The sequence below is a fragment of the Bacteroidales bacterium genome (assembly GCA_012517825.1).
Taxonomy (GTDB): Bacteria; Bacteroidota; Bacteroidia; order Bacteroidales; family JAAYUG01; genus JAAYUG01.
In genome coordinates this window covers 1-14,369 of sequence record JAAYUG010000183.1, presented here as the reverse complement: position 1 = coordinate 14,369, position 14,369 = coordinate 1, and the positions used below count along the sequence as shown (strand labels likewise).

At 45.7% G+C, this 14,369-nt stretch carries 13 protein-coding genes; 11 read left to right on the top strand and 2 right to left on the bottom strand.

The annotated features are described in order from the left end of the window. From GX419_12755 to GX419_12725, 7 genes are all read left to right on the top strand, one after another. Window positions 1-653, top strand: a 653-nt coding sequence (locus GX419_12755; GenBank protein ID NLI25565.1) for a hypothetical protein, incomplete at its 5' end; no start/stop codon positions are given. 27 nt (window positions 654-680) lie between these two features. Beyond that, window positions 681-1,556 carry a rubrerythrin family protein gene (locus GX419_12750; protein NLI25564.1) on the top strand — a complete coding sequence of 292 codons (876 nt, stop codon included), beginning with the start codon at window positions 681-683 and terminating at the stop codon, window positions 1,554-1,556. 6 nt (window positions 1,557-1,562) lie between these two features. Next, a complete protein-coding gene (locus GX419_12745) occupies window positions 1,563-2,219 on the top strand; it encodes a hypothetical protein (GenBank protein ID NLI25563.1) in 657 nt (218 codons plus the stop codon). After that, complete coding sequence (locus GX419_12740) at window positions 2,216-3,151, top strand: esterase family protein (protein NLI25562.1); 936 nt, start codon at window positions 2,216-2,218, stop codon at window positions 3,149-3,151. The genes GX419_12745 and GX419_12740 overlap by 4 nt, the downstream gene beginning before the upstream one ends. A gap of 259 nt (window positions 3,152-3,410) precedes the next feature. Beyond that, a complete protein-coding gene (locus tag GX419_12735; protein ID NLI25561.1) occupies window positions 3,411-4,193 on the top strand; it encodes an esterase family protein in 783 nt (260 codons plus the stop codon). 10 nt (window positions 4,194-4,203) lie between these two features. Beyond that, entirely contained in the window at window positions 4,204-6,681 is a 2,478-nt protein-coding gene (locus GX419_12730; protein ID NLI25560.1) for a glycoside hydrolase family 2 protein, read from the top strand. Between the two features lie 144 nt (window positions 6,682-6,825). Beyond that, window positions 6,826-7,500 (top strand): D-lyxose/D-mannose family sugar isomerase, encoded by a 675-nt coding sequence (locus GX419_12725; protein ID NLI25559.1) that lies wholly within the window; start codon window positions 6,826-6,828, stop codon window positions 7,498-7,500. A gap of 50 nt (window positions 7,501-7,550) precedes the next feature. Here GX419_12725 and GX419_12720 read toward each other — a convergent pair whose 3' ends face one another. Beyond that, on the bottom strand, window positions 7,551-8,738 hold the full coding sequence (locus GX419_12720; protein ID NLI25558.1) for a DUF2961 domain-containing protein: 1,188 nt from the start codon (window positions 8,736-8,738) through the stop codon (window positions 7,551-7,553). A 195-nt stretch (window positions 8,739-8,933) separates the two neighbouring features. Between GX419_12720 and GX419_12715 the strand changes: the two genes are divergently transcribed. The 4 genes from GX419_12715 (at window position 8,934) to GX419_12700 (ending at window position 13,033) form a co-directional block, all read left to right on the top strand. Continuing rightward, entirely contained in the window at window positions 8,934-9,671 is a 738-nt protein-coding gene (locus tag GX419_12715; protein ID NLI25557.1) for a DUF1080 domain-containing protein, read from the top strand. A gap of 101 nt (window positions 9,672-9,772) precedes the next feature. Next, window positions 9,773-10,264 (top strand): DoxX family membrane protein, encoded by a 492-nt coding sequence (locus GX419_12710; protein NLI25556.1) that lies wholly within the window; start codon window positions 9,773-9,775, stop codon window positions 10,262-10,264. Window positions 10,265-10,294: 30 nt separating this feature from the next. Next, window positions 10,295-11,866, top strand: a complete 1,572-nt coding sequence (locus GX419_12705; protein NLI25555.1) for a Gfo/Idh/MocA family oxidoreductase — start codon at window positions 10,295-10,297, stop codon at window positions 11,864-11,866. Between the two features lie 114 nt (window positions 11,867-11,980). Next, entirely contained in the window at window positions 11,981-13,033 is a 1,053-nt protein-coding gene (locus GX419_12700) for a hypothetical protein (protein ID NLI25554.1), read from the top strand. A gap of 303 nt (window positions 13,034-13,336) precedes the next feature. Here the strand turns inward: GX419_12700 and GX419_12695 are convergent, their stop codons facing one another. Further along, window positions 13,337-14,068 (bottom strand): DUF1080 domain-containing protein, encoded by a 732-nt coding sequence (locus GX419_12695; protein ID NLI25553.1) that lies wholly within the window; start codon window positions 14,066-14,068, stop codon window positions 13,337-13,339. Window positions 14,069-14,369: the final 301 nt, after the last annotated feature.

Here is a 14,369-nt window from a genome sequence, read left to right as displayed (position 1 = left end):
GAATTTCGGTACTGGTTCTCCAGGGCTATGCCACCTGTATGGCAAGGACCGGAGCCATAACTGGAGATACAGGGTGGTTTGATGAAGCCGTAAACCAGTTTGGTATTTACAGAAAGGTTCTTCGCAATGAACAAACAGGCTTATGGCACCATGGCAGGGGCTGGGCCGATGATCCTCTCTTTTTATCGCCCGGTTACTGGAACCAGGCTCAGGCATTGTGCCTGAGGGGTATATCGGAAGTTCTTGACTGTTTTCCCCCCTCGTATCCGGGATATGAAAAAATGGTTTCCATGTTGCATGAAACAGCTCTCAGTCTTCTACCGTTCCAGGGCAAAGACGGAATGTGGCACCAGCTAACCAATGCTCCGGATTCCTATCCTGAAACGGGCGGAACAGCATTGCTTGCCTTTTACCTGCTGAAAGGCGTGAAGAAAAAGTGGCTTCCGGAACAACCTTTTACTGATGCTGCTTTGAAGGCTGTAACGGCTGTTCTTAAGTACCTGAACCGGGATGGTTCGGTATCCAATGTCAGTTATTTCACCGACCCGTTGCGCACGGAAGAAGGGTATCGCCATCTTCCGGCATTTTCAGGAGACACACAGGGTGCTGCTTATTTTCTTATGGCATGCTCTGCTCCATTCCTTCCTTCCTGAGACAGATAACAAACAAACTGTAAAGCCATGGCTGAACTGAGCAAAGAAATACTGGAAGTTATCAAAAGAGCGCAGAAAAACGAAATTACGGAATACCACGTATATTCCATGCTGGCGCGGCATATCAAAGATCCTGCGAATGCTTCCGTACTCAGGAACATAGCAGAGGATGAAAAAAAGCATTACAATTTCTGGATGCGTTTTACCGGCATTGACCAGTCTCCTTCCAGAATAACCATCCTCAAATATTACTGGATTGCACGAATCTTCGGCATCACCTTCGGCATAAAGCTCATGGAAAAGAATGAAGAAAAAGCCGAAGAAGTTTACGGCAAAGTGGCCGGAATTATTCCTGAAGCAATGGCCATTGCTGCTGAAGAAGACTCTCATGAACACCAGCTTATTGCTTTGATCAAAGAAGAAAAACTTCAGTATGTAGGTTCCGTGGTACTGGGGCTGAATGACGCCCTGGTTGAACTGACAGGCTCGCTGGCCGGATTTACCTTTGCCCTTCAGAACAACAGGATTATTGCACTGGCCGGCCTGATTACGGGCATTGCAGCGGCTTTTTCCATGGCAGCATCGGAATACCTGTCGAACAAGGCTGAAAATGCAGGAGAGAAAGCTGGTAAGGCAGCGCTGTACACAGGCATTGCTTACATTTTCACGGTGCTTTTGCTCATACTGCCCTTTCTTTTGCTTTCAACGCCCATAATAAGTCTGATAATAACCCTGACAACGGCGGTAATCATCATATGGTTGTTCAATTACTATTTGTCAGTAGCCACTGACATCCCTTTCAGGAAGCGTTTTCTGGAAATGACCTTTGTCAGTCTCGGTGTTGCCGCCCTTTCTTTCGGCATTGGATTTGCTTTAAAAACACTTATGGGAATTGATATCTGATTGATTATGCAATTCTCTGTTCTTCATCTGACCGACCTGCATGGCAATGTAATCTTCCTCAGTCAATGGGAGGGTAACCCCCTTCGGCCTGACATGGTTCTGCTCACAGGCGACATCACGCACTTTGGAGAGGAACCTGAAGCGAAAAAAATTGTTGATGCTGTCAGAACCATGTTTCCGCATGTTCTTGCTTTGCACGGAAACTGCGACAAACCGGGAGTCGAGCAATTTCTGGTTTCGCAAAACATCAGCCTTCACAGGAAGTTCCGGATAATTCAGGAGGTAACTTTCCTCGGTGTCGGAGGTTCCCTTCCCTGCCCGGGCACAACCCCTTCAGAATACAGCGATAACCTTTACAAAAACTGGCTTGAGGAAACGTATGAAAATGCCGGCAAACCCAAAAAGTTCGTTCTGGTTACCCACCAGCCACCCTATGGAACCCGCACCGATAAAGCCATGAAACTTGTTCACACGGGTAGTCAGTCCATCAGGGAATTTATTGAACTTACGAGTCCTCTTCTCTGTTTATGCGGACACATTCATGAATCAGCAGGGACTGACAGAATCGGAAATACCATCCTTGTCAATCCCGGTCCTTTCAAACAAGGTCATTTCGCATACATCACACTGAACGATGAGCAAATTGATGTTGTAATAAAATGAAACGGCATTTTGCAGTACAGATGGCTCTTCTGAGCCTTTTGTTGCCAGGTATGAACTTCCTCACTTCCCTTAAAGCGCAGGATAAGAACAGCATTATTATTGACAACCTGGTTTTCAAAAGCAAAATTCTCCGGTCTGAAATTTCCTATGCCGTTTATCTTCCTCCTGGTTTTCCTTCGTCAGAAAAACAGTATCCTGTTCTGTATCTTCTTCATGGTTTTGGGAGTCATCACAGGACGTGGATTACGGAAGGAAACCTGAAAGAAACTGCTGATTTTTCGATCCGGAGCGGGTTTCTTCCTCCTGCGGTGATTGTATTACCCGACGCAGGAACATCGTGGAACATTAATGACTGCAGAGGAAAGTACAGATGGGAGGATATGTTTCTCATGGAATTCATTCCTTATATCGAAGCACAGTATCATATCAGCCGCAATCCCAATCACAGAGCCATCGGGGGATTATCCATGGGCGGTTACGGAGCAATAGTCCTTGCCCTGAAACATCCGGACATATTCCACCTTGTACTGGCCATGAGCGCTGCCCTGAGAACAGACGATGATCTGCTTAAAACCGATGAAACACAATGGAAAAATAACCTGAAACCTGTATTTTCCTGCCGCAACGATGCTCCCAGCCAGCGAATAACAGCTCACTGGCAGGAAAATAATCCTTTCCTGCTTCTGGATCAGATCCCGGAAGATACTTTAAAACAGCTTTCTTTCTATCTCGATTGCGGCAAAGATGATTATTTTTACACATCGAACAGACTGTTCGCCTCCTTGCTCGAAAAGCACAACGTTCCTTGCGAAACGGCCGTTTTTGAAGGCACCCATTCCTGGCAATACTGGCGATACGCATTGAAAAGAGCCCTGCCATATGCCGGAAAAATATGGACCCGAAAAATAAAGCCCGAATCGACAAACCAATGAACAAATTTTTTCATCATTTACAATTAATTTTCAATGGCATGATGGAACCCACATGTTTTATAAAAAGGTGTTTTTGTTTGGAAAACCTGTGGGTTTCAACATCACACCCTGCCGGAATATGGAAGTCACGAATTGAGAGCTAACCAAAAACATACATCCTATGAAAAAATTATTGCTAATCATTTCCTGTACGTTCACTTTTATTTTCCTCTCCAGCGGGCAAGATGTTTTGCACGGAAAAGTAATGGAAAATCAATCGATGCCAAGCAAAATTCTGAACAGTGCGGTGCATTTTGCCGTTTATCTTCCTCCTGATTATCAGTTGTCGGAACGCCGCTATCCTGTGGTATATTTGCTTCACGGATATTCTGACAAAGAATGGGGCTGGATTCAGTTTGGAGAAGTACAGCATGCCGCCGACAAGGCCATTGCAGAGGGCACCATTCCGCCTATGATTATTGTTATGCCGGATGGAAAAATCACCTGGTATATCAATGATGTTCAGGGAAAAGACCGATATGAGGATATGATTTTCAGTGAGTTTATTCCTTACATTGATGCCACATTCCGTACCCGGCCCGAAAAGGAGTTTCGCGGTGTTGCGGGCCTTTCCATGGGAGGATACGGCAGCCTGGTCTGGAGCCTGCATCATCCGGAAACATTTGCTGCCTGCGCGGCGCTGAGTGCCGCAGTCATGACCGATGAAGAGATAAAAAATATGTCTGAAGAAGAATACAAGAGTTTTTTTACAAACCGCTATACTGCATCTCCCTCCGACAGGCTCACTCCACACTGGTACAAAAACAGCGTTATTGCCCTGTTCAGTCAGTTGCCGGACGACAAGAAAAAGGACGTTCGGTACTGGATTGACTGCGGCGATGACGATTTCCTGTATAAAGGCAATTCAACCCTTCACATCCTGCTGAGAGATCGCAATATACCGCATGAATACAGAGTCAGAAACGGAGGGCACAGCTGGGAATACTGGAGAACAGGAATTACAGACGCTCTTAAGTTTATAGGAGAGAGTTTTCACCGATAACCCTGCCACCATGATCCGTCAATTGTTTTTGCACCAGAACTGGGTATTCAGAAAAAAAGGCGACATAGAATGGCTGCCCGCCACAGTGCCCGGATCGGTTCACACGGATCTGCTCAGCAACGGAAAAATTCCTGATCCCTTTTTCCGTCAACAATTTTTAGCATCCCAGTGGGTTGAAAATGAGGACTGGGAATATTCCTGCCGGTTTACGGTTGATGAGGAGATGCTGGAAAGGGATCAGATTGAACTGGTTTTTGAGGGGCTCGACACTTTTGCGAACGTTTCGCTCAACAACATTCCTGTGCTTCATACGTGCAATATGTACAGGCAATGGAAGGCGGAAGTCAAACAGCACCTGAAAGTGGGGGAAAACATCCTTCTGATCCATTTTCAGTCGCCCGTCAAAACAGGGGAAAAATACCTCCGGCTGGCCCAGTTAACTTACCCGGCCAATAACGAAAAAAGTGAGACAAAGGTTAGTCCCTTTGTTCGTCGTGTTCCCTATACATTTGGATGGGACTGGTGTCCGCGGCTTGTGGGTTGCGGCATCTGGAGGCCTGTTTATCTCAACGGCTGGAATACCGCCACAATAGAGCATGTTCATATTGTACCCGCCAGCGTTACAGAAGAAAGAGCTTTGATCAAAGCAGAAATCATCCTGAAGGGGGCTTATCGCGGCCGCTGTTTTCTCTCGGTATGGCTGAACGACACCGTGCTTGCCGGAAGTGAAGTGACCATGCGGAAAGGAGAACAGACTGAAGAAATCGAATTTGTTATAGAAAGGCCGAAACGTTGGTGGCCCAATGGCCTTGGCCGGGCACACCTGTATGAAATTTCGGTGGTTCTTGAAGACGAAACCCGGCGGGTACAAAAAAAGACCATCAAAACCGGCATCCGCACTGTTGAACTTGTCCAGGAACCGGATGCAAAGGGAGTTTCGTTTTATTTCAGGGTAAACGGGATCCCGGTATTTATGAAAGGCGCCAACTGGGTTCCTCCCGATTTTTTCCCGCACAGAGTTACCCGCCAACAATACAAGCAATTGATAGATTCGTGCAGGGAAGCCAACATGAATATGCTGCGCGTGTGGGGCGGAGCTTATTATGAAGACGATTACTTTTATGAGCTGTGCGATGAAGCCGGCATTCTGGTATGGCAGGATTTTATGTTTGCCTGTGCCATGTATCCGGCCGACCGGGAATTCCTTCAGAATGTAAAGGAAGAAATAAAGGATAATGTTATCCGTTTGCGGAATCATCCATGCATTGCTATTTGGTGCGGAAATAATGAGGTTCTGGAAGGATTTCATTACTGGGGCTGGCAGGAAGAAATTGGCAAACCCTTTGTTAAGAAAGCTTTTGATGAATATAAAAAGCTGTTTCATGAGACCATTCCGTCGGTACTGGAAAAATATGATCCGGAACGCCCTTACCGGCCGTCTTCACCCTCTTCCTTTATGCTCGGACCGCCGGAACTGACTTCTGGAGATTTCCACTACTGGGAAATTATAAAGAAGGACATTCCTCTGAGTTCCTACACATCCAATGTTGGCCGTTTTATGAGCGAGTATGGCTTCAAAAGCTATCCTGCCCTGGAAACCATAAAACAATATGCTCTGCCGGAGGATTATGATCCCCGTTCCGAGGTAATGGAAGCCCATCAGGGCTGGCCCGGAGGAAGAGAACTGGTGGAACGCCATCTGCTCGAGGAATTTCGCCCGCCAAAAGATTTTGAGTCGTTTGTGTACCTGAGCCAGCTGATGCAGTCCCTGGCCCTGAAGACTGCCATTGAAGCGCACAGGAAAGCCAAACCCTCCTGCATGGGTTCCCTCTACTGGCAACTGGACGACTGCTGGCCCTGCGCAAGCTGGTCAGGAATTGATTATTACGGAAACTATAAAGCCATACAATACCACCTGAAGAATTACTTTGCTCCTGTACTGATAATTCCTTCTGCAGACAAGAAAAAAATTGAAATCACCATTGTTTCGGATTTGCCTCATACTATATCGGCAACTCTTCAGGTACAACTGATTGATTTTGATGGGATCATCAAAAAGTCATTTCGTTCCCAATTGCGATCAGGATCCGGGGTTTCCCGCAGTTGCTTTCAGCAGCCCATACTGGAATGGACAAGAGATATTGATTTGCGATACACAGTTCTGCATATCGCTCTGACGGAGAAACTCAGGCTTCTTTCTGAAAAGCTTTTCTTTTTGGTTCCGGTAAGCCAGTTGGAGTTACCCGACCCGAAAATTCGGGCCGAATTTGAACCAGTGGCCTCAGGAACCCGCATCATACTGAACACTTCCGGTTTTGCCAAAAATGTTTTTATTGCCTGTTCGCTTCCTCAAACCCGGTTTTCTGACAACTTTTTCGACATGCTTCCCGGTGAAGAGAAGGAAGTGCTGGCATTCCACAGCCTTGTTTCTGAAGCACCGGAATCAGCATTCAGAATACTCACCGTAAGGGACACTTACTGCAGTTAACCGGTACAAATCCTTTTTCGCAGAAAACATCCGTCAATTAAAAGCATGCTTTCATGGAAAAGCCCCGCAGGATATTCTTACCCTGCCAAGTATTTTGCTAACTTTGTTGCCTGTTTTCATTGAAATTCCAAAATGTAACAGAGAATGAACCGTTCAGAGATCAACAGATACATTGAGGAGGCCATTTCTTTTTTCGACAAGTTCTATTTCCGTTTGCCGCCCTGGGCTTATTTTAGCCCGGATGAATGGAAAACCAGGGGGATGGAGTATCTGGAAATAAAAGAGAATATGCTGGGATGGGATTTAACTGACTTCGGCAGCGGGAATTTTGAAAAAACAGGTTTGCTGCTGTTTACCCTTCGCAACGGAAAGCCTGGTCATCCGGTCTTCCGAAAAACCTATGCGGAAAAAATCATGATTGTCCGCGACCGGCAAATCACTCCAACCCATTTTCACTGGCAGAAAATGGAAGATATCATCAACCGGGGCGGGGGACGGCTTTGCATCCAGCTTTGGAAATCGGCCGTGGATGAAACCCTGAGCAGTGAATCGTTCACCGTACAAATTGACGGGGTAACGCACCAGGTGAACGCCGGTGACATTGTCCGCCTTAAGCCAGGAGAAAGCATCTGCCTCGAACCATATGTTTACCATAAATTCTGGGCTGAAAACGGCATGACGATGGTCGGTGAAGTATCCATGGTGAACAATGACGTAAATGACAACCGTTTTCTTGAGCCCGTAGGCCGTTTTCCGGAAATCACGGAAGATGAGCCGGCACAGTATCTTCTCTGCACCGAATACCCCGATTTTAATTAACCCCGCCTATATCAAAATATGATCTGATACATTCATCAGATTGGATGGAATTACTCATTACCCCATAATTTCGGAGCATATCCTTTGTTTTTTCTCCATGCATCGCGCCATTTATGGATATCGTAAGGCTGAATAAAAGGCTTTGGTGCGCGTTCATCCTTTCCCGGTATAGGCGGAAGCATCTGCAAGGGAGGCTGCTGATACCAGTAAGCAACAGTGGCCAGATCAAGGGTCAGGCAGTTGTTGTGTCCGTGTTCAATAGTGACCCTCAACGACTTATCGAAAAAAACCGGATCAGCGATGTGAAACCTATACAGGTGTGTACGTCCGATCCAGCCCATATCGTTGTTAATCCTGCCAAAACCATAATAAGGGTGCGAAAACTCCGTTTTCGGGCACCACGACATATTGAAATAATCTTCGGTTCCTGTTCCGAACAAGGTGCGTGTACTGTCGCCATCAATGTAAATCATGTCATCCCCTTCTCCATACCACATAGGGCCGGGTGAATGTACAAAATAGTTCACGCCCACATAATGACCTTTTCCTTTTATGTCGGCTATAAGGTAATTGTTCTTTCCATCCGTATTTTTGCCCTGAGGCCCAAGGGATCCCCATTCATTCTCTCCGTCAGGGTTTGCTTCCGTAAGTTCGTGATTGTACCATGCACAAAATCTTCCCTGATCGGGTGGAAGTTTGTCCATCTGCACGAAATCAACAGCATAATAAAAGGCATCAATTTTCCGGTTCGACTGGTTTTCAATTTCAATTTTTGCTCCGTTTGCGAAAGGCATCGGCCAGTATGAAACCAGACCCTTCCCTTCAACAGGGCCTGCGGCCAGAGGCAAACTGACAAAATCATAGCTTTCGTCCCATCCCTGCCCAAAAAAAGGGCCTATAGGTGATTCCACCGAAGGAAAAGGATTTCCGTCCCAATACATGCGCAGAATGATATCGTTGCGGCTCAATTCGGGAGGTCCCGGCGCAATGGTTATCCAGATGTGCGTAATCATACCGGCACCTTTTACATCAAAAATGGTTCTGCGGGTTCCGGGTTCGATTCCTGAAAGACAATCGCCGTTTCCTCCGGAACGGTCATAGGAGCTAATACGGGCGGAACGCACTCCCTGCCTGATCCTTGACAGATCACCCAGACCCGAAATATTCTGGGCTGATATAAATTCCGATGCAACGAGCCCTGAGGCAATAAGGAGAACAAGAAAGGTTAAGCGTTTCATATCACGTTGTTTTAAGGTTAGTTTGGAAATGCAAGGTAAAAAAGAATCTTCATCCGTTCCGAAACACATAGAAAATTTTTACTGCCGCAACATTTTATGGAAAACGCAGAAAATCTTCCATAAATTCTGAAAAAATAATTTTTCTCAGAAAGATTATTTTTAAAACCTATTATTTTTATGGCAAATTTTTTCGGTATGAAAAATGTTGTATTCATTTTTGCCCTGGCAGGTATAATTCTTGCCGGCTGTAAAGGAAAGAAACAGCAGGTTACTGAAGAGAAAAATCCTGTTGTTAATGTTCTCACTCCCGAAGAACAGGCTCAAGGATGGATGCTGTTGTTTGACGGCACATCTCTGGATCATTGGAAATGTTATAATGCCGATTCCATTCCTTCCAACTGGGTGGTTGAAGACGGATGCATTAAAGCCACCGGTAAAGGAGGTGATGCAACCGGTTATATTGTAACCCGCGAAGATTTTGGGAACTTTCATCTTTCGCTGGAATTTAAGCTGACACCCGGAGCCAACAGTGGTATTTTTTATGGTGTAACTGAGGGAAAATATCCGGTTCCTTATGCCACTGGTCCTGAATATCAGCTTATTGACAATGAAGGCTTCCCTGAAAAGCTGGAAGAATGGCAAAAGCTCGGTGCAGATTATGCCATGCATGTGGCACAGAATGTTGAAGCCAAACCCATCGGCGAATGGAATAAAGCTGAAATTATTGTTAACGGAACCCACGTTGAGCACTGGCTGAACGGAAAGAAAATTGTTGAATTTGAGCGCTGGACGCCTGAGTGGGAAAAACTCAAAAAGGAAGGAAAATGGAAGGATTATCCTGATTACGGAATTGCCAAATCAGGTAAAATCGGATTGCAGGATCACGGAAGTGTTGTTTATTTCAGAAATATAAAAATCCTCAAACTTTCCTGACGTTTCTCAGTTAAGGAAGGGATTTGTTTTTCATGCAAGATTTTACCAGGTATTTCTTTGAAATACTATAGAATTATTTGTTTTAATCAATAACAGAAAAAGTGAATACAAAAGAAAACTTCGGTTACACAAAAGGTCAGCTCAGCATTCTGGTACTTCTGAGGGTGCTGATTGGCTGGCATTTTCTTTATGAAGGAATCGTCAAAGTATTGAATCCCAACTGGAGTTCTCTCGGATACCTTATGGATTCGCAGGGATTTCTGTCCGGATTTTTTCATTCTCTCGCATCAAATCCCAATGTACTGCAGGTGGTGGACTACCTCAATATGTACGGCCTGCTTGCCATTGGTCTGGGACTCATCCTGGGATGCTTTACGCAGATAGCCACAATAGCAGGTATGGTTCTTCTGGCTTTATACTACTTATCCCACATACCTTTTGTGGGAGCTTCCTATGCACTGCCGACTGACGGGAGCTATCTCTGGGTTGACAAGACCTTGATTGAACTGGTTGCACTGGCCGTGCTCTTTGTATTGCCCACCGGAAGGCACATTGGCCTCGACAGGTTTATTTTTGGCAAAAATGCGGACTGATTGCAAATAATTTCAAAAGGAATAGAACAGATGGAAAAGGAAAACCAACATAATCATCCTGCCAAGCTGGGACGCAGGGATGTACTAAAAGGACTTGCCACGCTCCCGGTACTGGGAATTCTGGGATATGGCGTATGGAAGAAGGAACGGTACACCAATCTGAAAAACAAGGAATTGTCGCTTGAACTCGACCTGGGATATGAACCGCCCATGCTTCATCCGATGCCTCCGCCAAAGGATAGCAGAACAATACGTCTGGGCATCATTGGTTACGGAGGCAGGGGAGAACACCTTGTGCGGGCCGCCGGTTTTGCCCATCCTTCGGTAATCGATGAATGGAAAAAAGGAGCAAAAGAAAACAAAAACGATAAACGCTATGAGGATTATCTTGCCCAGGAAGATCTGAATGTTGTTCTGGCCGGAGTATGCGATGTATTTACCGTTCGTTCCAAACGGGCAATGGAAGCCTCAGCCAACATACACCGCGAAGGCACGGATGGCAAAATGGGAACACCCGCCAAAGTATACAAAAATTATAAGGAACTGCTGGCCGACCCTGACATTGATGCTGTCATTATTGCCACTCCGGATCACTGGCATGCACAAATGGCTATGGATGCGGCCCGCGCAGGAAAACATGTGTATGTAGAAAAAGGAATGACCAAAACCGTTGAGGAAGCTTTCGCCCTCAGAAAAACGGTTGAAGAAACGGGCATTGTTTTTCAGCTGGGACATCAGGGCCGGCAGACAGAAAGCTATGCCAAAGCCAGGGAAGTCATTCAGAAAAACATTCTGGGAAAAATCAATCTCATTGAAGTATGTACTAACCGAAACGATCCCAACGGTGCATGGGTATATGATATTCATCCCGAAGCAAGTCCGCAGACGATTGACTGGGAACAATTTCTCGGTCCGGCACCCAAGGTTCCGTTCAGTCTGGAACGGTTCTTCAGATGGCGTTGCTGGTGGGACTATGGAACAGGCCTCTCAGGTGACCTTCTGACCCATGAATATGATGCCATGAACCAGATTCTGGAACTGGGCATTCCCTATTCTGCGGTTGCCTCTGGCGGCATTTATTTCTACAAGGATGGACGTGACGTACCGGATGTCTTTCAGGCTGTATACGAGTACCCCGACCGGGACTTCACGCTGATGTACAGTGCAACGCTTGCCAGTGATCGTCAGCGGGGAAAAGTAATTATGGGACACGACGGATACATGGAAGTCAGCGATAACCTTATGGTGTATGCTGACCCGGAATCAACACGGTATCGCAACCTTATTGATAAAGGAACTATCAAACCGGAGAATCCTATATTCACCTATATTCCGGGAAGAAAAAATGTGGATGCAGTTGCATCGGCTACCGAACAGTATTTTGCCAAACGCGGTCTCCTGTATACCTATCGGGGAGGGAAACGCTATGACACAACCTACCTGCATATAAAAGAATGGATTGACTGCATCCGGGCAGGAATACAACCCAGCTGCAATATTCAGCAGGGCTTTCAGGAAGCCATCACAGCCCATATGGCAACCATTGCCCTGCGGGAAAACAGAAAGGTTTACTGGGATAAGGATAAGGAAAAAGTGGTCTAGGCATACCACTGAAAGGCTTTGCTAAGCAAGCCCTAGAATCGAAGAATACTGCTGTTTTTCGTTTCCTGACTAAGGGTAAATCGTCCGGGAAGTGTATTTTTACAAATTGCGATTATGGTTTATTATTCATTTTCCGGAAGAACAGCACAGTGGATTGCGCCGATTCTGGCCTTGCTGATGATTTTTACAGGCTGCAGGCCCGATAATAAAAAATCAGAAACCGATGGACCAGCTGGAAATATTATCAGGTCAATTTATATTGACCCTCTGGGCCGGAAGTGGTTTGCAACCGAAAACGGACTTTCTGTTTACAACGACAAAAACTGGGAAACATTTACAACCAGGGAAGGACTGGGAGGAAATTCCGTATTTTCTTTTACCCATTTCGTGTCCGGTACCGAAGTAACTGTTTATGCAGGTACAAATAACGGGGTAACACCTGCTGCACCGGGAGAAGAAATTGCTTTACTCACAGCACTTCATAAACCCGGTGCCGATGCCGGAAAAGATTCAATTCTGAGCCTTTCATACGATCCTATGGGATATATCTGGATGGCAGATCATAACAACATAGCTTTTTACCACAACAATACCGTTTCGGAATTACCTCAGCAAATAAAGCTCACCTTCGCGCAGTACTTTATCCAGGCTATTGGTTCTTCCGGCGACGGGTGGAATTATTTCGGAACCAGAGGCCATGGAGTAGCGCGCATCAAATCGACTCCGGATGGTATCAGCGGGGCATCGCTTTATGAACAACCCTGGAGCGGACTGCCGAGCATGAATGTGTATTCTGTGCTAATCCTTGAAAATGGAGATCAATGGTACGGAACCGATGCCGGAGCCGTACTTCATGAAGGAACTTTTGCCAAACAGGGGTGGCTGGAAATGAATACTACCCATGGACTTGTTAACGACACTGTTCTGTGTATTTGCAAAGACCTTCAGGGCAAAATATGGTTCGGAACCAAAGGCGGAGTCAGCCGGCTTGTCAGTTCTGCCAAAGACAGCTATCTCCGGTGGGAATCCTATACCGCATCGAACGGACTGGCCGACAATACAGTTTACTCTATCGCCGCAGAATCAGCTACCGTTTTCTGGTTCGGTACCAAAAACGGCATATCCCGTTTCGACGGAACAAACTGGCAAACCTTCCGGAAGAAATGAATTCATTGATTTCCGATTTCCGATTTCCCATTTCCAATTGATGAATTTCCGATTTCCCATTTCCAATTAATGTGTTCTTGTTTTCATCATAATAAAATTAATTTTCAATGGTATGATGGAACCCACATCTTCGGCATTTTATTACCGCTGTGTTTGTGTTTGTAAAACATGTGGGTTTCATAGCATGATCTTATACAGAAAACAGGAAATGGGAAATTGGAAATTTTTTTCAGCTGGTTAGCTCGTTCCACCCCGCATTGACATTCCGGGATAAACCCTCAGGAACGCAGAAAGCAATGAGTTTTAAAGCTCCCGTATCCAGATATTCCGGAAACTGACGGGACAATTGTGGTCCTGAAGCAGTAAGGGTTCTTTCAGATTATGCACCTGGTATTTGGGCAGACCGATAAACTGAATGGTGCCCCAGATGGGAACATGGTTCTGAATCAGCACACCGTTGTGGATTACGGTAACATAGGCAGGAATAACTACCCGTCCGCTTTCCCCGAATCGCGGAGCCGTATAAATGATATCATAGGTCTGCCATTCGCCAGGTTTACGGCAGGCATTTACCAGCGGAATATGTTGTTTGTAAACCGAACCGGTCTGACCGTTGGAGTAGGTTTTATTGTTATAGCAATCCAGCACCTGAATTTCGTAACGTCCCTGCAGAAAAACACCGCTGTTGCCTCTGTTTTGTCCGTCCCCCTCCCCTTTCTCAGGAGAACGCCATTCAATGTGCAATTGACAGTCGCCAAATGGTTTTTTTGTTTTAATTCCGCCCGATCCGGGAACTATTGTGAGAATGCCGTCCTTAACCTCCCATCGGGCAGGACCACCCCTCTCTGATTCCCACATATCGAGATTTTTTCCGTCGAACAGCACAATGGCATCGGAAGGAGGAGCACCGTTTTCTCCCGGAGTAACGACCGGAGGCACAGGTTCCCAGAGTTCCGTAGCAACAGGATCAATTTTCTGTCCGTTGACAATTCCGCATACAGCCAACAAAATGGCACTTAAATATACTTTTTTCATAAGCGTAAAGATTGGTTGATTTAATTTGCGCAAGGTAAAAAATTTTCCAGCCTGTTCAACCAGGGTTTATTATAAGAATCACCTGATGTAAACGATTTAAGATGAAGCCAATATTCAGCAGGTTAATAAAATGTTAAAATCCATAATAAAAAAATGATGCACCTCCCGAAGGAATATTTCTATATTGCACACACAATTCATAATTTATGAGTGGCTTTTTCGGATGTATTTCAGAATCAGAATGCACAAACGACCTTTTTTACGGTACTGATTATAATTCCCACCTTGGAACGAGTGTAGG

Bases quoted from the DNA above. Each gene is read 5' to 3' on its own strand.
- GX419_12750 (NLI25564.1), top strand. From the start codon at position 681: ATGGCTGAACTGAGCAAAGAAATACTGGAAGTTATCAAAAGAGCGCAG.
- GX419_12745 (NLI25563.1), top strand. From the start codon at position 1,563: ATGCAATTCTCTGTTCTTCATCTGACCGACCTGCATGGCAATGTAATC.
- GX419_12740 (NLI25562.1), top strand. From the start codon at position 2,216: ATGAAACGGCATTTTGCAGTACAGATGGCTCTTCTGAGCCTTTTGTTG.
- GX419_12735 (NLI25561.1), top strand. From the start codon at position 3,411: ATGCCAAGCAAAATTCTGAACAGTGCGGTGCATTTTGCCGTTTATCTT.
- GX419_12730 (NLI25560.1), top strand. From the start codon at position 4,204: ATGATCCGTCAATTGTTTTTGCACCAGAACTGGGTATTCAGAAAAAAA.
- GX419_12725 (NLI25559.1), top strand. From the start codon at position 6,826: ATGAACCGTTCAGAGATCAACAGATACATTGAGGAGGCCATTTCTTTT.
- GX419_12720 (NLI25558.1), bottom strand. From the start codon at position 8,738: ATGAAACGCTTAACCTTTCTTGTTCTCCTTATTGCCTCAGGGCTCGTT.
- GX419_12715 (NLI25557.1), top strand. From the start codon at position 8,934: ATGAAAAATGTTGTATTCATTTTTGCCCTGGCAGGTATAATTCTTGCC.
- GX419_12705 (NLI25555.1), top strand. From the start codon at position 10,295: ATGGAAAAGGAAAACCAACATAATCATCCTGCCAAGCTGGGACGCAGG.
- GX419_12700 (NLI25554.1), top strand. From the start codon at position 11,981: ATGGTTTATTATTCATTTTCCGGAAGAACAGCACAGTGGATTGCGCCG.
- GX419_12695 (NLI25553.1), bottom strand. From the start codon at position 14,068: ATGAAAAAAGTATATTTAAGTGCCATTTTGTTGGCTGTATGCGGAATT.